16 protein-coding genes are annotated in these 19,985 nt (G+C 66.0%); 3 read left to right on the forward strand and 13 right to left on the reverse strand.

Features of this window, described 5'->3' with window-relative positions:
• Positions 1 to 41: 41 nt before the first annotated feature.
• From EI171_RS31230 to EI171_RS31245, 4 genes are read right to left on the reverse strand one after another with little or no spacing between them, the layout of a single operon-like run.
• Positions 42 to 1,241 carry a 2Fe-2S iron-sulfur cluster-binding protein gene (locus tag EI171_RS31230; RefSeq protein ID WP_161535600.1) on the reverse strand — a complete coding sequence of 400 codons (1,200 nt, stop codon included), beginning with the start codon at positions 1,239 to 1,241 and terminating at the stop codon, positions 42 to 44.
• The gene (locus tag EI171_RS31235) at positions 1,238 to 2,074 is read right to left on the reverse strand and encodes a xanthine dehydrogenase family protein subunit M (RefSeq protein WP_161535601.1); all 837 of its coding nucleotides are present in this window, start codon (positions 2,072 to 2,074) and stop codon (positions 1,238 to 1,240) included. Before EI171_RS31235 ends, EI171_RS31230 begins: the two co-directional genes overlap by 4 nt.
• Positions 2,071 to 4,464 (reverse strand): xanthine dehydrogenase family protein molybdopterin-binding subunit, encoded by a 2,394-nt coding sequence (locus tag EI171_RS31240; RefSeq protein ID WP_161535602.1) that lies wholly within the window; start codon positions 4,462 to 4,464, stop codon positions 2,071 to 2,073. The genes EI171_RS31235 and EI171_RS31240 overlap by 4 nt, the downstream gene beginning before the upstream one ends.
• 9 nt (positions 4,465 to 4,473) lie before the next feature.
• On the reverse strand, positions 4,474 to 5,766 hold the full coding sequence (locus tag EI171_RS31245) for an amidohydrolase/deacetylase family metallohydrolase (RefSeq protein WP_161535603.1): 1,293 nt from the start codon (positions 5,764 to 5,766) through the stop codon (positions 4,474 to 4,476).
• Positions 5,767 to 5,976: 210 nt separating this feature from the next.
• Here EI171_RS31245 and EI171_RS31250 point away from each other — a divergent pair, with 210 nt between their 5' ends.
• The 3 genes from EI171_RS31250 to EI171_RS31260 all read left to right on the forward strand — a co-directional run bounded on the left by EI171_RS31250 (position 5,977) and on the right by EI171_RS31260 (position 9,077).
• Entirely contained in the window at positions 5,977 to 6,420 is a 444-nt protein-coding gene (locus EI171_RS31250) for a MarR family winged helix-turn-helix transcriptional regulator (protein WP_161537116.1), read from the forward strand.
• A gap of 289 nt (positions 6,421 to 6,709) precedes the next feature.
• Complete coding sequence (locus tag EI171_RS31255; protein ID WP_246740311.1) at positions 6,710 to 8,128, forward strand: cytosine permease; 1,419 nt, start codon at positions 6,710 to 6,712, stop codon at positions 8,126 to 8,128.
• A 4-nt stretch (positions 8,129 to 8,132) separates the two neighbouring features.
• Positions 8,133 to 9,077: an acetamidase/formamidase family protein gene (locus EI171_RS31260; RefSeq protein ID WP_161535605.1), complete on the forward strand. Its 945-nt coding sequence runs from the start codon at positions 8,133 to 8,135 to the stop codon at positions 9,075 to 9,077.
• A gap of 2 nt (positions 9,078 to 9,079) precedes the next feature.
• Here EI171_RS31260 and EI171_RS31265 read toward each other — a convergent pair whose 3' ends face one another.
• The 9 genes from EI171_RS31265 to EI171_RS31305 form a co-directional block, all read right to left on the reverse strand.
• Entirely contained in the window at positions 9,080 to 10,066 is a 987-nt protein-coding gene (locus EI171_RS31265; protein ID WP_011086129.1) for an ABC transporter ATP-binding protein, read from the reverse strand.
• A complete protein-coding gene (locus EI171_RS31270; RefSeq protein ID WP_028172064.1) occupies positions 10,063 to 11,052 on the reverse strand; it encodes an ABC transporter ATP-binding protein in 990 nt (329 codons plus the stop codon). Before EI171_RS31270 ends, EI171_RS31265 begins: the two co-directional genes overlap by 4 nt.
• Before the next feature lie 19 nt (positions 11,053 to 11,071).
• Positions 11,072 to 11,995 carry an ABC transporter permease gene (locus EI171_RS31275; RefSeq protein WP_011086127.1) on the reverse strand — a complete coding sequence of 308 codons (924 nt, stop codon included), beginning with the start codon at positions 11,993 to 11,995 and terminating at the stop codon, positions 11,072 to 11,074.
• Positions 11,992 to 12,933 (reverse strand): ABC transporter permease, encoded by a 942-nt coding sequence (locus EI171_RS31280; RefSeq protein ID WP_027548944.1) that lies wholly within the window; start codon positions 12,931 to 12,933, stop codon positions 11,992 to 11,994. Before EI171_RS31280 ends, EI171_RS31275 begins: the two co-directional genes overlap by 4 nt.
• A gap of 17 nt (positions 12,934 to 12,950) precedes the next feature.
• On the reverse strand, positions 12,951 to 14,555 hold the full coding sequence (locus tag EI171_RS31285) for an ABC transporter substrate-binding protein (RefSeq protein WP_161535606.1): 1,605 nt from the start codon (positions 14,553 to 14,555) through the stop codon (positions 12,951 to 12,953).
• Between the two features lie 142 nt (positions 14,556 to 14,697).
• Positions 14,698 to 16,368, reverse strand: a complete 1,671-nt coding sequence (nikE, locus tag EI171_RS31290; protein ID WP_161535607.1) for an ABC transporter ATP-binding protein — start codon at positions 16,366 to 16,368, stop codon at positions 14,698 to 14,700.
• Positions 16,365 to 17,213, reverse strand: a complete 849-nt coding sequence (locus EI171_RS31295) for an ABC transporter permease (protein ID WP_060911331.1) — start codon at positions 17,211 to 17,213, stop codon at positions 16,365 to 16,367. Before EI171_RS31295 ends, nikE begins: the two co-directional genes overlap by 4 nt.
• Positions 17,210 to 18,244: an ABC transporter permease gene (locus tag EI171_RS31300; RefSeq protein ID WP_161535608.1), complete on the reverse strand. Its 1,035-nt coding sequence runs from the start codon at positions 18,242 to 18,244 to the stop codon at positions 17,210 to 17,212. The genes EI171_RS31295 and EI171_RS31300 overlap by 4 nt, the downstream gene beginning before the upstream one ends.
• Positions 18,245 to 18,272: 28 nt before the next feature.
• Positions 18,273 to 19,892 (reverse strand): ABC transporter substrate-binding protein, encoded by a 1,620-nt coding sequence (locus tag EI171_RS31305; RefSeq protein WP_161535609.1) that lies wholly within the window; start codon positions 19,890 to 19,892, stop codon positions 18,273 to 18,275.
• Between the last annotated feature and the right edge of the window lie 93 nt (positions 19,893 to 19,985).

Here is a 19,985-nt window from a genome sequence, read left to right on the forward strand (position 1 = left end):
GGCAGTCCAGCCTTCGTCACTCCGCGGCGCGAGCGCGCCGATCATTCCGCGCCACCTTTTCCAGTGAAGACGCGGCCAAACATGCGCGCGAGCCGAGCACGCAAAACGTCCGATGCAAGCGACCAGAAGCTGAGCTCCGCCGGGGCCGCCGCCCCCGACGGCGCGCCCGACATGTGGCGGTCGAGATTTCCCGCGAACTCAGCGACCAGGCGTCTGGCGAGATCGTGCACGAGGCCCGGCCGGCCGACCTGCGCCAGCATGCCCGTGAGCGTGTAGCCGATCGACAGGTCGACGGAGGTCGCCGCGCCGCCATCGAGCGGGATCAGGCGATAGCGGATTTCGCCTTGCGTCGCCGAATGGCTGCGCTGGTCGGTGCCGATGCCGACGATGCGGCCGGAGAGCGTCGCGGGATCGCGTTCGACGCGCGCGGCCCCCTCGAAGCTTGCCGCGATCGGCCCGAGCCTGACGCGGATCACGCCTTCGACACGCTCGGGCCTTGGCGGCGCCGCGAGCGATACGCCGGGAAGGCAGGCTGCAATACCCGCGATATCATCGAACATCGCGAACACTTTCGCCGGTGGATACGGCAGCGAGAAGCGCTGATCGAGAACGGTCGCTGGGGTGAAGTCGGGAATGGTACCCGGCACGACACTGTCTGATGCCGCGACCAACGCTTGCCGCGCAGGCCGCGGCTCGATTTGGCCAGATGCGGCTCGCCCCGATCCGGCGGGGCCGAGACTGGTCCGGCCGCCACCGGCCTGCGGCGCAATGTTGCGCGCACGCCTCGCCTCGATCACGGACTGCACCGCCCGCACGATGCCGACATAGCCGGTGCAGCGGCAGAGATTGCCGCTGAGGCCGACGCGAATGCGCCGCTCGTCGGCGTCAGGCAGGCGCAACACCAGGTCGCGCGCCGAGACCAGCATGCCGGGCGTGCAATAGCCGCATTGCAGGGCATGCTCGCGGGTGAAGGCGGCGCGCAACTCGGTCGTGACCTCGTCCTCGTCGAGGCCTTCGATCGTGGTGATATCGGCGCCCTCGCAGGCCACCGCATAGGTGATGCAGGAGCGCGCCGGCACGCCGTCGAGCAGCACGGTGCAGGCGCCGCAAACGCCGTGCTCGCAGCCGAGATGCGTGCCGGTCAGGTCGAGCTTGTCGCGCACGAAATCGGCAAGGCTGGTGCGCGGCTCGGCCGATAGCTCCACCGCACGGCGATTGACATGAAGCGCGATCGTATTCATGCAGCGGCCCCCAGCACGGCGCGCTTCAACACGCTGACATGGATATGGCGTTGCGCGGCATCGTCGATGCCGGCCTTCATCAGAAGCGCATCGGCGACGCGGATGTCGAAACGCTGCTTGTAGTCGGCCGCAATCCGGCCGCCGAACAACCCGGCGGCATCGATCACGACGATCGGCGCCGTATCGATCGCACCGATCACGACGCGGGCGGTGGCGGCGGCGGGATCGACAAAGACCGCACCGATCGCATGGGCGAACTCGCCGGTCTTGCGGCAGCTCTTGGCATAGCCCCAATGCGCGGAGGCCGATCGGGCCGGCACGTGAATCGCCTCGACGATTTCGCCGGCGTGCAGCGCCGATTCCAGCGCACCGACGACAAACGCCTCGATCGCCATCGTGCGCGCACCGGCAAGACTGCGCAATGTCACCTGCGCACCCAAGGCCGCGAGCGCCGAAATCCAGTCCGCGGCGGGATCGGCATGGCTGAGCGAGCCGCCGATCGTGCCGCGGTTGCGCACGGCGCGATAGGCGATGTTGGCGGCGACGCCGCGCATCGCGCCACGCGTCACGTCGGCGGTGCGGCCGTCCTCGATATCGGCATGGGTGACCAGGGCACCCAGCACGAGCTCGCCGCCGGACACCTCCGCGCGCTTGAGCTCGGCAAGCCCGGAGATGTCGACGATCAGCTCCGGCTGCACCAGCCGCAGATTGAGCATGGGCCCGAGCGACTGGCCGCCGGCGATGATCTTCGCCGATCCGCCTGCCGCTGCCAGCATCGACAGCGCCGAATTGAGATCGCGCGGGCGTTCGTAAGCGAAGGGCGCCGGTTTCATGCCGCGCTCCTCTCAGTCGCGCGAGCGGCCAGCACAGCCGCGACGACGCGATGCGGCGTGATCGGCGACTGCATCAGCTCGACACCGAGCGGGCGTAGCGCGTCGTTGACGGCATTGGCGATCGCGGCCGGCGGCGCAATCGCACCGCCCTCGCCGATACCCTTCACGCCGAACTGCGTATAAGGCGACGGCGTCTCCATATGATCGAGGCGCGCGGCCGGAACCTCGGTCGCGCCGGGAAGCAGATAGTCGGCCAGCGTCGTCGCCAGCGGCTGGCCGGAGGCGTCGAACGGCATCTCCTCGTAGAGCGCGGTGCCGATTCCCTGGGCGAGGCCGCCATAGATCTGGCCGTCGACCACCAGCGGATTGACCAGCACGCCGCCGTCCTCGACGATCACGTAGTCGAGGATTTCCACCTCGCCGAGATCAGGATCGACCGCGACGACGGCCGCATGCGCGGCGTAGCTGAACGTCCCGCTGTCGCGCACTGGCTTGTAGCCCTGCGTCACCTCGAGCCCGCCGGGATCGACGTCAGCGGGCAGATCCTGCGGGCGGCGATACCAGGTGTGGGCGATCGCCCTCAGGCTGACGCTGCCATTGACGCCGCGCACCTCGCCATTCTGCAACACGACCGAAGCCGGATCATGCTGCAACAGTTTGGCACCGATGCGCCTTGCACGTTCGCCGAGCTCGCGACAGGCCGTCGCCACCGCGCCGCCCGCCATCACCATCGAGCGCGAGCCCCAGGTGCCGGTCGAATAGGGCGTCATCGCGGTGTCGCCGAGGATGATGCGGATCTTTGCGACGTCTATTCCCAGCATTTCATGCGCGACCTGGGCGAGCGTCGTCTCCATGCCCTGCCCATGCGAATGCACGCCGACACGCAGCTCGAGACCGCCATCCGGCGTCAGCCGTGCCGATGCCTGCTCGTGGCCCGGCACCATCGGGATGCCCCAGCCGGAATAGACCGAGGTGCCGTGCGCCGCCTGCTCGCAATAGATGGAGACGCCGACGCCGATGCGGCGGCCGTCCGCTGCGCCCTGCTTTTGCTTCGCGCGAATGGCGTCGACATCGATCGCGGCGAGCGCGCGGCGCATCGCTTCCGGATAATCGCCGCTGTCAAAATGCTTCCTGGTGATGTTGTCGAACGGCATCTGTTCGGGGCGCACCAGATTGCGCAGTCGCACCTCGCCGGGCTCGAGCCCGGCCTCCACCGCGACGAGGTCGAGCATCAATTCCAGCGCAAAGCAGACGCCGGTGCGCGCGACGCCCCGGTAGGGCAGGATCGGACATTTGTTGGTGGCAACCGAAAAGGTGCGGCAGCGATAGGCCGGCATCTTGTACGGACCGGGCAGGATACTCGCGACCTGCGCGGCCTCGAGACAGGCGGAGAACGGATAGGACGAGTAGGCGCCGGAATCGACCGTCGCCTCGCAATCGATGCCGCGCAAGGTCCCGTCGCTGTTAGCATAGACCGTGATCTTGTAATGATGCTCGCGGCAATTGGAGCTGGCGACGAGATGCTCGCGGCGGTCCTCGGTCCAGCGCACGGGATGGCCGCAGCGCATCGTCAGCCAGGACAGGCAGACCTCTTCAGGCAGCAGGATGCCCTTGTGGCCGAAGCCGCCGCCGACATCGGGCGAGATGACACGGATCTGGCCCTCTTCCATGCCGAGGCATTCGGCAAGGCCGCTGCGCGTGATGTGCGGCATCTGAGCCGCCGAATGCAGCGTGAGCTGGTCGAGCCGGCGGTCGAAGGTCGCGACCACGCCGCGGCCTTCCAGCGGCGACATGCATTGCCGCGCGGTCGAGATCTCGCGCGTCACCTTGATAGGCGCATCGAGCGCGGCGGAGATGTCGACCTCGTAATTGGTCTCCAGGAAGACGTTGTCGCCCCAATGCTCGTGCACCAGCGCCGAGCCCGGCTCGCGCGCCTTCAGCATGTCATAGACCGCGGGCAGCTCTTCCAGATCGAGCGTCACGGAGGCCGCGATGTCCTCGGCCTCGGCCCGCGTCGGCGCGAGACACATGGCGACGAGCTCGCCGACCTGGCGCACCTTGCCGGTGGCCAGCACCGGCTGCTCCGAGATCTTGAACCCCGGCAGCCCCGAGACCGCGCGGATCGGCTTGATGCCGACGAGATCCGCCGCCGTGAACACACTGCCGCGATAATTTTCGGGCACGTGGATGCCGCGGATGCGCGCGTGCGCGAGCGGGCTGCGCACGAAGGCAACGTCCTGAAGGCCGGCGAGCCTGATGTCCGCGACGAACTGGCCGCGGCCGCGCATCAGGCGGTCGTCCTCCTTCCGCGGCAGCCGTGCGCCGACGCCCTGCCCGGACCTTCCAGAAGGAAACTCTCGCTCGTTGCGCAACTCCGCGTTCTCCTTCACCGCCTGGCCTTACGCCGCGACGGCCTGCGGCAGGATCGGGGCGACCGCGTCGAAGCGCGCGCCGGCACGCAGGCAGAAGGCCGGCTGAAGCAGGCGCTCGGCGATCACCTCGTTCTTCTCGTTGTCCTTGAGGATGAAGCGCCCCTTCTTCTCCGAGAGCACGGAGACGTCGGCATCCATGCCGACCTTGAGCGCGCCGATCTCCGCGCTGCGGCCGAGCATTTTGGCCGGATTGGAGGTGACCATCGGCACCACCTGCTCGAGCGACAGGCCGAGCGCCATCATCGAGCTCATCGCCTGGACCAGGCTGAACTTGGCCTGCCCCGCGAAGGGATGGTTCTCCTCGTCCTCGTGCTCGTCGGGCGTTCCGGCCGGCGCGGGCACATGGGTGTTGTAGCCGTGGATGTCGGCGCCGAGCGTGGTCGGAATGATGCCGGCGGCGATCGCCTTCTTCGCAAGCCGGTACGAGAAATGGCTGCCGTGGCCGACATCGACCTTCAGGCCGCGATCGAGCGCCGCCTGGATCACCGGATGCACCTCGCCCTCGCGGTTGACGAAGCCGCCGGGGTGGCGCGTGAACGGATGGGCGAGAACGTCGCCCTCGCGGAGCAGCGGGATCACGCGGGTGAGGATGGTGTCGGCATCTTCGCCGTTGGCGCCGCTTTCGGGCAGGCCCCAGAGCTGGCCGAAATGCACATAGACCGGCAGGTCGGCGCGCTTGCCGATCTCCGCCGCCATCTCGATGACGCGGATGCCCCAGCGCGCGAAGCCGCCGATCTCGGCATGGGCCTTGATGCCGCGCACGATGTCGAGATTGGCCGTCGCCGCCTTGACGGTCGCATCGATGTCGACGCCGTCGGGGCTATAGAGCTGCGGATAATAATGTCCTTCCAGTCCGCCGACGAGATAGGCCGACAAGAAGGCGTAGACGCGCGAGGCCGAGGGCTCGGCGATGAAATGACGAAAGCCGGGCAGCGTCATGCAGGACGGGCCGCCCTGATCGACCAACGTCGTCACGCCCGACTGCACGCCGACCATGTCGGGGTTCATGCCGAAGCGGCCGGAGACATATTGATAGACATGCGCATGGGTATCGATCAGGCCGGGCAGCACCAACTTGCCCGTGACGTCGACCACTTCCTTCGCGCTGGTCGGCAGGATGTCCGGCGCGACCGCCGCGATCTTGCCGTTGCGGATCGCAACATCCCTGATGCCGTCCACGCCCGAGGCCGGGCAGATCACGCGACCGCCTCGCAGCAGAAGGTCGAAGCTGGCAGTGACGGAGCTGGCAGTAGAAGGCACGGCGCTCTCCTTGATTTCGTACGGGCGGTTGCCCCGCCCTCGAATTACGAAGCATGCTTCGTATTTTACAAAAGCAAGCTTCGTGCCATGATCTGGCGGTGGCGAGCGCACGAGAATCGAGCTAAGCGCGAGGAAGTTTTTGGGTTGGGAGAGCGTGCATTGCGGCAAGCACAGAAGCGTCGCAGCGGGGGCAAGCACCGCCCCTGGCCATTGTCGCAACGTCCCGGCTATCTGATCCGGCGGCTGCACCAGATTCACGTCGCGCTGTTTCAGGAAGCGTGCGGCGCGTTCGAGGTCACGCCGCTGCAATACAGCCTGCTCTCGGCGCTAGCCGTGCGCGAAACCGCCGATCAGACCACTTTGGCGGCCGATATCGCCCTCGATCGCACCACGACGACCGGTGCGCTGAAGCGGCTCGCTGCACGGAACCTGGTCGAGCGCGCCATCAACAAGGACGATCGCCGCGCGCGCCTGTGCCGATTGACGCCGGCCGGCGCGGCGCTTCTGGTCAAGATCGAGGGCGCGGCACGGCGGGCGCATCGTGCGACGCTCGGCGATTTGAGCGAGCGGGAACAGGCGCTCTTCATCGAAATGATGCAGCGCATCGTGGCCGGCAATCCCAGCCGCGGCAGCGCCACTGCCCTATTCGATTAGAAGCGGCTGCTGCGCTTTTGGGTGAGGCTGCTTAATTTATCATCGTACCGCTGCACGACCGTGCAACGTCTTTTGCCTCTCGCCCGCAAGCGCGCGGAGGAGATCAGCGTCTCGCCGGCACGGTGGCGAACCGGCGCGTGAGTTCAGGGCACGCTTGAAATTCCAATGACAATCCGGCGCAAACCTCATTGCATCCGGCATCAGCGCACGCCCTGCTCCGGCGGTTGTGCAACCAATGGCACGATTTATGCTGCAACGATGCGAAGCGTGCTTCGTATTGGGGGATGTCATGACGGATTCCGAACTTCGCGCTGATATTCACAGCATCGAACCAATTCCCGATGCGGACCGGGACTCGACTGGACCGCAGCAGATGTGGATCTGGGCCGGCGCCAACATCGCGCCGGTCAACTGGGCGCTCGGCGCGCTCGGCATCATCCTGAAACTGGGATTGATGGAGACGATCGCGGTCATCGTGCTCGGGAACATCGTCGGCTGCGCGATCTTCGCGACCTTCACCGTGATGGGGCACAAGACCGGCGTCAACCAGATGGTGCTGAGCCGGTCCGCGTTCGGCGTCCGCGGCGCCTACCTGCCCAGCATCCTGATGTTCGTGATGACGCTCGGCTGGATCGGCGTCAACACCTACTTCCCGGTGAAGGTTTCGATCGGCATTCTCGGCCAGTTCGGCGTGCCCGACACCTGGCTGATCGAGATCGTCATCATCACGCTGGTGATGGCGGCGCAGGTCCTGATCGGCGTCTACGGATTCTACGCGATCCGCACCTTCGAGAAATACACGGTGCCGCCCACCATCGCCATCATGGTGCTGATGAGCGTGCTGGCCTGGACGCGGCCCGGCGTCGTCAACTGGAGCCTCACGACCTCGCTGCCGCCGGGCGCGCATCTGGCGATGCTGACCCTGCTGATGACGGCGATCGGCGTCGGCTGGGGCATTTCCTGGGTCACCTGGGCTTCCGACTATTCGCGCTTCGTGCCGCGAAGCGTGCCGTCGAAATCCGTGTTCTGGTACAGCTATATCGGCATGTTCGTGCCGACGGTGTGGCTCGGCATCCTCGGCGCGACCATCGCCTCGACCACGCTGGACACCGATCCCGCAAAGATGGTCAGCGCGGTGTTCGGCGGGCCGGTCAGCATCCTCGTTTTGCTGATGGTGCTGCACGGCCCGATCGCGACCAACATCCTCAACGTCTACTCGGCGACGCTGGCGGCGCTGAGCGCGGGGCTGAAGTTCTCGCGCTTCTGGCTCACCGTCATCGTTGGCGTCGCCGGCTATCTGGTCACGCTGTACTTCATCTTCGCGCCGTCCTTCGCCAAAGCGTTCGACAACTGGATGATCAGCCTCTTGTTGTGGATGAGCCCGTGGGCCGGCGTGGTGCTCGCGGACTTCTTCCTCAAGCGGAAGGGCAAGATCGACGTCGCCGAGCTCTATCGCTCGCCGGAGACCAGCGCCTATGGCGACATCAACTGGGCCGGCATGATCGCGTTCTTCGCCGGCCTTGTCGCCGGATGGCTGGTGGAAGACGGCTTGGTCGGCGCGCTTCAGGGGCCGGTCTCGATCAACCTGTTGGGTGGGGCCGATCTGAGCTGGCTGTTCGGGATCGGGGTCTCGGGGCTGGTCTATCTGGCGCTGGGCAAGCACGTCACGTCGCCCTCCTCGATCGTTGCGAGCAGCGCAGGCCGGTGAAGGCATGGACTACGTTCTGCGATCCACTCCTGGAAACGTCCAGTGGGGACTCTGGGACGGACGGCTGAAGCCGGTGCTCCGGATCGCATCCGGAGACCGCGTGACCATCGAGACGCTCTCGGGCGAGCCGGACGACCTGCCCGATCCGTCGCTCGGTTTTGACGTCGTGCCCGGACATGCGGAGGTGCTCGCAAGCGCCTTCCGCGGTCCGGGGCCGCACCTTCTCACCGGGCCGATCCACATCGCGGGCGCCGAGCCCGGCGACGTCCTCGAAGTGCGCGTGCTGAGCATCGAGCTGCGCTGCAATTGGGGCTGGAATCTGCAGGTCCCGACGCTCGGCACTCTCCCTGAGGATTTCCCCGATTTCCGCCGCATCCACATTCCGCTGGACCGCGCGCGCAACGTCGCAAAACTCCCCTGGGGCCAGGAGCTGCCGCTCTCCCCCTTCTTCGGCAATTTCGGCGTCGCGCCGCCGCTCGCCTGGGGCCGATTGTCCTCAAAGGAGCCGCGGGCATTCGGCGGCAACATGGACAACAAGGAGTTAGGTGCCGGCAGCACGCTTTATTTTCCGGTCTTCGTGCCGGGCGCGCTGTTCTCCGCCGGCGACGGCCACGCGCTCCAGGGCGACGGCGAAGTCTGCCTGACCGCGATCGAGGCGGCGCTCACCGGCACCTTCGAATTCCACGTCCGCCGCGATCTCCGCCTCACCTCGCCCCGCGCCGAGACGGCGTCCGACTGGATCACCATGGGCTTTGACGAGGATCTCGACGACGCGGCCAAGGCCGCGCTGCGCGACATGATCGCGCTGATCCGCGAGCACAGCGGCCTCGGCGCACAGGATGCCTATACGCTCTGCTCGATCGCCGCGGACCTGCGGGTCACGCAGATGGTCGACGGCAACAAGGGCATTCACTGCGTGCTGGCGAAATCCCGCATGCCATGCCTCTAAACTTATGGTGCCTCTAGTGCCTCGTCGAGGTGGCACGCCACCCACTGCTCGGGTCCAGTCGTCCGAAGCACCGGCTCTTCCGTGCGACAACGGTCGAACACGTATGGACAACGGGTGTGGAAGCGGCATCCGCTCGGCGGATTGATCGGGCTCGGCACGTCGCCGCCGAGGATGATCGGGTTGCGCTGGGCGCCCGGCTCGGGCAGCGGCACCGCTGAGAGCAGCGCCTTGGTGTAGGGATGCCTCGGCGCGGCAAAGATCTCCCGGCGCGGCGCGACCTCGACGATCTTGCCGAGATACATCACCGCGACGCGATGGGTCATGTGCTCGACGATGGCGAGGTCATGGCTGATGAATAGCAGCGCGAGGCCGAATTTCTGCTGGAGATCCTGGAGCAGATTGACGATCTGCGCCTTGACCGAGACATCGAGCGCGGAGACCGCCTCGTCGCAGACGATCAGCTCGGGCTCGGCCGCCAGCGCCCGCGCGATCCCGATGCGCTGGCGCTGACCGCCGGAGAACTCGTGCGGCCGGCGGTTCAGCGCCTCGCGCGGCAGGCGCACGGTGTCCATCAGCGCCGTGACGCGCACCTCGAGATCTTCCGCGGATTTGGCGAGGCCGAAATTGCGGATCGGCTCCGCGAGAATGTCGCGCACGCGCATGCGCGGATTGAGGCTGGAGAACGGATCCTGGAACACAACCTGCACGCGCCGGCGCATCTGGCGCATCGTGGCCGGCGCGGCATCGTCGATGCGCTGGCCGTCGAGGATCACCTGCCCCGAAGTGATGTCGAACAGCCGCAGGATGGCGCGGCCGACCGTCGATTTGCCGCAGCCGGACTCCCCGACCAGCGACAGCGTCTCGCCGCGCGCGATCTCGAACGACACGCCGTCGACCGCATAGACCCATTCGGACTTGCGGCCGAACAGGCCCTTGTTGACCGGGAAATGCTTCTTGAGGTCGTTGACCTGGAGCAGAGGTGGACTCATGCCGCGACCGCTCCCTTCGCCGCGTAGTGACAGGCCGCAACATGGCGCGGGCCCTTCTCCTCGAGCCCCGGCGCATATTGGCGGCAGAGATCGGTCGCGAGCGCGCAACGTCCGGCGAAGACGCAGCCGGTGATCGGCTTGCGCAGGTCGGGGACCTGCCCGGGAATCTCGGCCAGCCGTCTCGCGGTGCCCGTCAGCGACGAACCAAGCCGCGGCACGGCGCCGAGCAAACCTTGCGTATAGGGATGCCGGGGCGAGCGAAACAGCTCGGCGACCGGCGCCTCCTCGACCTTGCGGCCGGCATACATGACCATGACGCGCTCGGCGATCTCGGCAACGACGCCAAGATCGTGCGTGATCAGGATGATCGCAGCACCGACCCGGCTCTTGAGGTCAAGCATCAGCTTGAGGATTTGCGCCTGGATGGTCACGTCGAGCGCCGTGGTCGGCTCGTCCGCGATCAGAAGTTTTGGATTGCACGCCAGCGCAACGGCGATCATCACGCGCTGGCGCATGCCGCCGGAGAGCTGGTGCGGATATTCGCGCACGCGCCGCTTCGGCTCGGGAATGCCGACCAGCGTCAGCATCTCGATCGCGTGCGCCTCGGCCGCCTGCTTGTCCAGACCCTGATGGATCATCAGCGTCTCGCGGATCTGGCGGCCGACGGTCAGGACCGGATTGAGGCTCGTCATCGGTTCCTGGAAGATCATCGAGATGTCGTTGCCGCGGATGGCGCGCATCTCGCGGTCGGACAGCTTGAGGAGGTCCCTGCCCGCAAAGCGGATGCTGCCTGCGATCTTGCCCGGCGGCTCCGGGATCAGCCGCATCAGCGACATCGAGGTCACCGACTTGCCGCAGCCGGATTCGCCGACGATGGCGAGCGTCTCGCCCTCGTTGACATGGAAGGACACGCCGTCGACCGCGCGGTTGATGCCGCTGGGCGTACGGAAGTGGGCCTGAAGGTCTTCGACTTCGAGCAGCGCCATCGTGATCAGCCTCGCAACATCAGAGGCTCTTGGCCATGCGCGGATCGAGCGCATCGCGAAGGCCGTCGCCGAGCAGATTCACGGCAAGCACGGTGACGGACAGGAAGGCCGCCGGAAAGAACACGATATAGGGCTTGACCTGCCACAGCGCGCGGCCTTCGGCCATGATGTTGCCCCAGGACGGAATGGTGGGCGGCGTACCCGCACCGATGAAGGACAGGATCGCCTCCGTGATCATGGCGCTGGCGCAGATATAGGTCGCCTGGACCAGCATGGGCGCGAGCGTGTTGGGCAGAATGTGGCGCAGGATGATCATCGGCGTGCGCGTGCCGCAGGCCACCGCCGCGTCCACATAGGGCTGCTCACGCAGCGACAGCACCACGCTGCGGACGAGGCGCGAGACGCGCGGGATCTCGGCGATGGTGATGGCCAGGATGACGTTGCCGACGCTGCCGCGCGTCAAGGCCATCAGCGCGATCGCCAGCAGGATCGGCGGAATCGACATCAAGCCGTCCATGAAGCGCATCAGGATGCCGTCGGCCCAGCGGATGAAGCCGGAGACGATGCCGATGGCAAGGCCCACCGCAGACGCGAACATCGCAACCGACAGGCCGACCGTGAGCGAGACCCGCGCGCCGAAGAGCACGCGCGAATAGATGTCGCGGCCGAGCACGTCGGTGCCGAACCAGTAATCGGCCGACGGCGCGCGTGTGCGCTTGGCGGGCGCGAGCGCGGTCGGATCGACCGTTCCGAGATAAGGTGCGAAGATCGCGATCAGGACCAGCGTCAGCAGCAGCGCACCGCCGATGGCGACCGTCGGATGACCGCGCAGGAAGCCGATGAAGCCGCGCCGGATCTTGACCGGCCGAAGGATCTCCGGCAGTTGCGGCGCGAGGACTAGACCGGCCGGGAGCGATTGCGGGTTGACGGTGGTGTCGGTCAATAGCGGATCCTCGGGTCAACGAGCGTATAGATGACGTCGATCATCAAATTGACGAGGACGTAGACGAAGCTGAACAGCAGCACGATCCCCTGGATGACGGGATAGTCGCGGCGCAGGATCGCATCGATCGTGAGCCGGCCGAGGCCGGGAATCGCAAACACACTTTCCGTGACGACGGCACCGCCGATCAGGAGCGCGATGCCGATCCCGATCACGGTGACGATCGGCACCGCCGCGTTCTTCAGCGCGTGAACAAACAGGATGCCGCCCTGCCCGAGGCCCTTGGCCCGCGCGGTGCGGATATAGTCCTGCTGCAGAACTTCGAGCATGGTGGCGCGGGTGATGCGTGCGATCAGCGCGATGTAGACACAGCCCAGCGCGACCGCCGGCAAGATCAAGTTCTCCAGCCAGGGCCAAAAGCCCTGGGCAAGCGGCGTGTAGCCCTGCACCGGCAGCCATTCCAGCTCGAGCGCGAAGATGTAGGCAAGCATGTAGCCGACCACGAAGACGGGCAGCGAGAAGCCGAACACGGCAAAGCCCATGATGACGCGGTCGATCAGGCTCCCTGCCTTCCACGCCGCCACCACGCCGAGCGGCACAGCGACCACGATGGTGAGCAGCAGCGTGACGATCATCAGCGACAGCGTCGGTCCGAGACGCTGCCCGATCATCGTCGAGACCGGCAGATTGGTGAAGATCGAGGTGCCGAGATCACCGTGCAGGATGCGCCAGACCCAGCTTCCGAACTGGATCAGGAACGGCCGGTCGAGACCGAGGCTCTGGCGGATGCGCTCCACATCCTCCGGGCTCGCCTGATCGCCCGCGATCACCACGGCCGGATCGCCCGGCGCGATGTAAAGCAGGCTGAACACGAACAGCGCGACGATTGCCATCACCGGCAAGGTCGCGACGATGCGACGGAGGATGTAGGAGAGCATCTGGCTTCAGCGCGCGATCATGCGGATTTCGACACGCCCCAGAAGAACGGCAGCGGCCCCTTGGTAATGCCGGAGACGTTCTTGCGCCACGCGGTGTAGCTCAGGAAGAAGCCGGTCGGCGCGTAGACGACGTCATCGAGCGCCGCCTTGTTGAGGCGGCCGATAGCGGCTTTCTCCTCATCGAGGTTCTTGGCCTCGAACCAGGACGCGACCTCCTTTTCGGTGCCGGGGCTGGTGGGCCAGCCGAACCAGGCCTTGTCGCCGTTGGCGCGAATGGCGGTGTACGGCGCAGGGTTTATGCAGTCCGCGCCCGCATGCCAGGTGTGGAACATGTTCCAGCCGCCCTGTCCCGGCGGCGTCTTCTGTGCACGGCGCGAGCCGACCGTGCCCCAGTCGGTCGCGACGAAATCGACATTCATGCCGAGCTTCTTGAGCAGGTCCGCGGTCACGTCGCCCTGCGCCTTGGTGATCGGCTGGTCCTGCGCCACGAGGCACGTCACGGGCTGGCCGGAATAACCGCTCTCGGCGAGCAGCTTCTTGGCTGCGTCGAGATCGCGCTTGCCCTTCAGGATCTCGCCGCCCGCCTCGGAATAGAGCGGCGTATCCGGCGTGAAGTAGCCGGGCAGCGGCTTCCACAACGCGGTGTCGTCGCCGACGATCGAGCGCATGTAGTCTTCCTGGCTCATTGCCATCAGCACCGCGCGCCGCGCCCGCACGTCGTTGAAGGGCGGATACAGGAAGTTCATGCGGAACGAGCCGACATTGCCGAGGGGATCGCCAATGTCGACGCTGATGTTCTTGTTCTTCTTCAGGACCGGAACGAGGTCGGCGATCGGGCTTTCCCACCAGTCGACCTCGCCGTTCTGCAAGGCGGCGGCCGCGGTCGCCGGATCCGGCATCACGATCCATTCGATGCGGTCGACCATGATCTGCTTGCCGCCGGCCAGCCACGACGCTTTCTCCTGCCGCGGCGCGTAGTCGGCGAACTTCTCGAACACCGCTTTCGCGCCGGGCACCCATTCGCCCTTGGCGAACTTCATCGGCCCGGAGCCGACATAGTCGGTGATCTGCTTGAACGGATCGGTCTGCGCGATGCGCTCCGGCATGATGAAGGCGCACGGCGAGTTGTTCTTGGCCAGCGCGTAGAGCAGCTTCGGGAAGGGCTGCTTGAGCACCCATTTGAAGGTGCGATCGTCGACGGCCGTCAGCTCCTGCTGGAGCGCCTTGATCATTAGCCCCATCGGATCGCGCGCCGACCAGCGCGTAAGGCTCGCGACGACGTCCTTGCTCAGCACCGGCTCGCCGTCATGGAACTTGAGCCCCGGCCGCAATTTGAACGTCCAGGTCGTACCATCGTCGGTGACTTCCTCGGACTCCACCATCTGGCGTTGCGGCTGGAGCGAGGAATCGATGCCGTAAAGCGTGTCCCAGACCAGCGCCGCAGCGTTGCGCACGACATATTGCGTGCCCCAGATCGGATCGAAATTGGCGAGATTGGCCTGCGGCACGAAGCGCAGGGTGCGCGCCGCGGCACCCTGGGCGATCGCCGGGGCCGAAAGGCCGCCCGTCAATGCCAGGCCGCTTGCGCCAGCCAGTCCCTTCAATACGGTCCTGCGGTCCATGAAGTCCTCCCAGTAATGCCGTGATGCCGGCCAATCATTGGCCAAGAGCAGTGAAACCGAAGCCCATTGGCGTGCAAATGGTATGCCAGTAACCAGGCCTTCGCCAGCGGGATCTCATCGTGACTTTTGGTCGATCGAGACCTCAAAGCGCCGCCGCCAGCGTCGGCCCGGTCTCGATATGCGGGATCGCCTCGACCAGCTTGCGCGTGTAGTCGGTCTTCGGATTGTCGAACAGCGCCCGGCTCTCGCCCTGTTCCACGATGCCGCCATTGCGCAGCACGATGGTGCGATCGCAGAGCATGCGCACCACGTTGAGATCGTGGCTGACGAACAGCAACGCGATATCGTTCTCGCGGCGCAAGCGATCGAGCAGTTGCAGCACCACCGCCTGCACGGAGACGTCGAGCGCGGCGGTCGGCTCGTCCAGCACCAGAAGCCGGGGCCGGCAGGCGATGGCGCGGGCGATGCCGACGCGGGCCTTCTGGCCGCCGGAGAGCTGGTGCGGGAAGCGCGGCAAGAGATCGAGCGGCAGCCCCACGCGCTCCGCGCATTCCTCGACCCGCGCGCGTAGCGCGTCGCCCGCCCGCATGCCGTCGAGCCGCATCAGCGGATGGGCGATGCAGTCGAAGGCGGTGAAGCGCGGGTTGAGGCTCTCGTTCGGGTCCTGGAAGACCATCTGAATGTCCTTGCGCAAGGACGAGCGGTGAAAATCACGCGATGCCACATGACCGATCGACTGCCCGTCGAACACGATGTCGCCTTCGCTCGGATCGATCAGGCGGCAGATCATCCGCGACGTCGTGCTCTTGCCCGAGCCGGACTCGCCGACGAGACCGACGCTCTCGCCGCCGGCCATCGTCATCGAGAAATCCGCGACCGCCGCGGAGCCCTGATCGAAACGCTTGGCAAGCTTGCGCACTTCCAGCAGCGGCGGCGTACCGTGCGCGGGCTCCTGCCTCGGCATGTTGACAACCGCCGCGTAGCCTTCCCGCTCCTCCTCCGTCACGAGATTCTCGATCCGGGACGTCGCGGTCGGCGATGCCGCAACGAGGCGCCTGGTGTAGGCGTGCTGCGGCGTGGTGAAGAGAGTCCTGGGACTGGCCTCCTCGACGATGCGACCGCGCTCCATCACCGCGATGCGACGGCAGTAGCGCGCCGCGAGCCCGAGATCGTGCGTGATCAGGATCGTCGCCATGCCGCGCGCGGCGGCGATGTCCGCCAGAAGATCCATCACCACCTTCTGCGTGGTGACGTCGAGGCCGGTGGTCGGCTCGTCGGCAATCAGCAGTGCGGGATTGCAGGAGATCGCGATCGCGATCATCACGCGCTGGCACATGCCGCCGGAGAGCTCGTGCGGATAGGCGTTCATCCGCGTCTCGGGGTCGCGGATCTGGACCGCGCGCAGCAGCTCCAGCGCCTCGGCGCGCGCGGCGTCCTTCGAGACGCGCTTGTGGGTGAGGATCGCGTCTGCGATCTGCAAGCCGATCGCCCGGATCGGATTGAGCGCCGCACGCGGGTTCTGGAAGATCATGGACATGGCGGCGCCCTGGAGCTGACGGAGATCGTCGCCCCGGAGTTTTGTCACGTCCTGCCCGCGAAACAGGATCTTGCCGCCGGTGACGCGGCCGGCCGCATCGAGCAGCCTTGTCGTTGCGAACCCCGTAACCGACTTGCCCGAGCCGCTCTCGCCGACGAGGCCGAGCATCTCGCCGGCTTCGACGGTGAGCGTGACCCCGCGCACGGCCTCGACCATGCCGCGCCGCGTCGAGAACGAGACGTGGAGGTCGTCGATCCTGAGCAGTTCCTTGCTCATGTGCGCATGCGGGGATCGAGAATGTCCCGCATCCCGTCACCGAGGAGATTGAAGCAGAGCACGGCCAGCATCAGCGCAAGGCCGGGGAAGGCCACCAGCCACCACCGTCCGGTCGAGATGAAGCGCGCGCCCTCCGCGACCATGATCCCCCATTCCGGCGTCGGCGGCTTGACGCCAAGGCCGATGAAGGACAGGCCCGCCGCATTCAGAATGGCCCAGCCGAGGTTGAGCGAGATCTGCACCGCCATCGCCGGCAGGATGTTCGGCAGCAAAAAGCGCAGCACCACCGAAAAGTGGCTCTCGCCGCAGGCGCGCGCGGCTTCCACCCAGCCGACATTGCGCCGGACGTTGACCTCGGCCCGCGCGAAACGGATGTAGAAGGGAAGATTGATGATCGCGGTCGCGATCACGATGTTCTCGATCCGGTTGCCGAGGGCCGCGACCATCGCCATTGCCAGCACGAACAACGGAAAGGCCATCATGACGTCGACGAAGCGGCCGACGCCGCGGTCGAGCCTGCCGCCGGCATAGCCGCAGAACGAGCCGACGACGGCACCGATCAAGAAGGAGATGCCGACCGCGGAGACCGCGATGGCAAGGTCGAGCCGCGCCGCGATGACGAGGCGGCTGAACACGTCGCGCCCGAGCTGGTCGGTGCCGGCGAGATGGGCTGCGCTCGGCGGCTGCAGCGCTTCCGAAACATTGGAGACCACGGGATCGTAAGGCACGATCCAGGGGCCGAAGATCGCGAGCAGGACGAACAGAAAGACGCCGGCCGCGGCGACGGCCGTAAGCGGATTTCCGCGCAGGATCCAGACCGAATGGCGAAGGGTGGCGCTGGTCATTCGATCGACACCCTGGGATCGGCGATACCGTAGCAGACATCGACCACGAGATTGACCAGCACAAAGAGGCTGGCCATCAGCAGCACAAAACCCTGCACCGGAGCATAGTCGGAGGACAGCAGTGCATCGAGTGCGTAGGAAGCCACGCCCGGCCACGAGAACACCTTCTCCACCAGGACATTGGCGCCCAGCATGGTCGAGAACACGATGCCGGCAATGGTGATGACGGGGAGAATCGCATTGCGCAGCGCATAGGTGACGACCACCTTGCGCCACGACAGCCCGACAGAGCGCGCGGTGCGCACGAAATCGCTGCCGAGCGAAACCAGCATCGAGGCGCGCGTGATCCGCGCCAGCGGCGCGATCACGAACAGGGCCATGCTCACCGCCGGCAGGACCAGCTGCTTGCAAGCTGCCCACCAGCCTTCAAAATCTCCTGCGAGCAGGAAATCGATCGAGAGGAAGCCGGTGCGCTGCGGCGGCAGCGAGGTGAAGACGTCAATCCGGCCCGTGGGATCGGGCGCGAACCCGAGCAGGTAGTAGAAGACGTAGATCAGCAGCAGGCCCGACACGAAGGTCGGCACGCAGACGCCGAGCGCGCAGAACAGCCGCACGCCGTGATCGACGATCGACCCCGGCCGCAGCGCCGCGACGACGCCGAGCGGCACCGCCGCGATCAGCGCGATCAGCAGCGCGGTGAAGGTGAGCTCGAGCGAGGCCGGCAGCCGCTCGCGCAGATCCTTCAGCACCGGCTGCCCGGTCATCATGGAGCGGCCGAGATTGCCGTGGCCGATGTCTGAGAGGTAGAACACGAGCTGCTCCGGCACCGACCTGTTGAGCCCCATCTGCTTGCGGATCTGCTCGATCTCCTCCTTGCCGGCGTTGGGCCCCGAGGCAAAGAACACCGCGGGGTCGCCGGGCAGGACGCGCATCAGAAGAAAGGTGAAGACCAGCACGCCGAACAGCGCCGGCAGCGACGACAGAAGCCGCCTGCCCGCCCGGATCATCGTTGCGCCAAGACCGGTCGTCACCTTTCAGAGCCCCTCTCGTTTGCCGATCTCACTTGCGGCTGACGTCGCGATAATCCACCTGGCGGTGGAACTCGTAGGTATAGCCCTCGATCGACGACGCCATCACAGCGTCCTGGTTCGGCTGCCACAGCGGAATCTGCGGCATCTCGCTGAAATGGATCGCGTTGAGCTTGCGGCCGTCTTCCTCGTACTTGGCCTTGTCCGGCTCGAAGCGGGCTTCCTGCGCGATCGCGGCGAGCTCGGGATTGTTGATGGAGCTGTAGTTCCAGCGCTGATTGCCGGTATAGAAGTTGCGGTAGAAGTAGTCAGTCGACGGCAGCCAGGCGACGATGCCTTCGGTGAAGAACGGCAGCTTCTTCTCGTTGATCTGCGTCGACATCTGCGCATCCGGCAGCTTCTGAATGTCGACCTTGATCCCGATCTTCGCAAGCGATTCCTTCACCAGCGACGCCATCGGCTCGGCCGTCGAGGCCTGGCCGACGTTGAAGCTGAAGGTGGTCGCAAATCCTTCGGGAAGGCCGGCGGCCTTGAGATATTCGCGGGCCTTGTCGAGATCGGTCTTCACCGGTGCCTGGAACGGATAGATGCCGTTCACAGGCTTGCCGTCCGGCCAGCTCGCGCCGAACAGCGGCGCGCCGCGGCCGAACAGCGCGGCCTTGAACATGTCGTCATACGGCAGCGCGAAGGCGATGGCGCGGCGGACATTGACGTTGTCGAAGGGCGGGATCTGGTTGTTCATCGAGACGAAGGTGATCGCATTGTACTGCGGCGTCGAGATCACCTTGAGCTTGCCCTTGGCCTCGAGCGACTGCACGTCGCTCGCCTGGAGATCGACGACGATGTCGGCATCGCCGCGCTCGACCAGGTTGGCGCGGGTCGCCGGCTCCGGCACCGACTGCACGATCACACGCTTGAAGAAGGCGGGCTTGTTGGCCGAGCCGCGGTTCCAGGACTCGTCACGCTTGAGGATCACCTGCTCACCCGGCTTGAAAGTCTCGACCACGTAGGCACCGCTGCCGGCGGTGTGCTCCTTCAGCCAGGCGGTCGCCCAGGGATCATCCGCGGTCGCGTGCTCCTTGGCGATCTTCGAGTTGATGATCATGGGATAGACGGTCGCCAAATTCGGCAGCGCGAGCTTGTCGGGCTTCGGCAGCGTCACCTCGATGGTGAGGGGATCGATCACCTTGAACTGATCGGCCGACGTCAACGAGCCGGTCAGGAGCTGCGCCTTGCCGAGGATCGGCGCGGTGACGCAGCGATCGAGCGACCATTTCACGTCCTCGGCGGTCACGGGCGAGCCGTCCTGGAACTTGGCGTCCTTGCGCAGGCGGAAGGTGAGCTTCAGCCCGTCGGGACTGACGTCGTAGGATTCGGCGAGCTCGCCGGTGATCGTGTCGAGATCGAACACCCATTTGCCGTTGAGCTGCTTGCGGCCGAACGCCACCAGCCGGTCGTAGGTGCTCATGCTCAGCGCGAAGGACTCGCGCGTCGAGCCGGGGATGTTGGGATCGAGCGTGTTGACGGATGCGCCGGTCACATAGCGCAGCGTTTCCGCCCTGGTTTGGGCCTGCGAAGGCGCGTTCGCGATGAGCAGAAGCGCAACAGTGGCAAGCATCGAGGACGCCGGCCTGAAATACACAAAACGCATTCGTTTTTCCCTGAATTTCGACAAGAACGCCAGCAAGGCAGGTTAAGAAACAAGCAAGTTGCGCGCCAGTCTCATGGTGCGCTCATGGGGACG

Source organism: Bradyrhizobium sp. LCT2, assembly GCF_009931255.1.
Lineage (GTDB): Bacteria > Pseudomonadota > Alphaproteobacteria > Rhizobiales > Xanthobacteraceae > Bradyrhizobium > Bradyrhizobium diazoefficiens.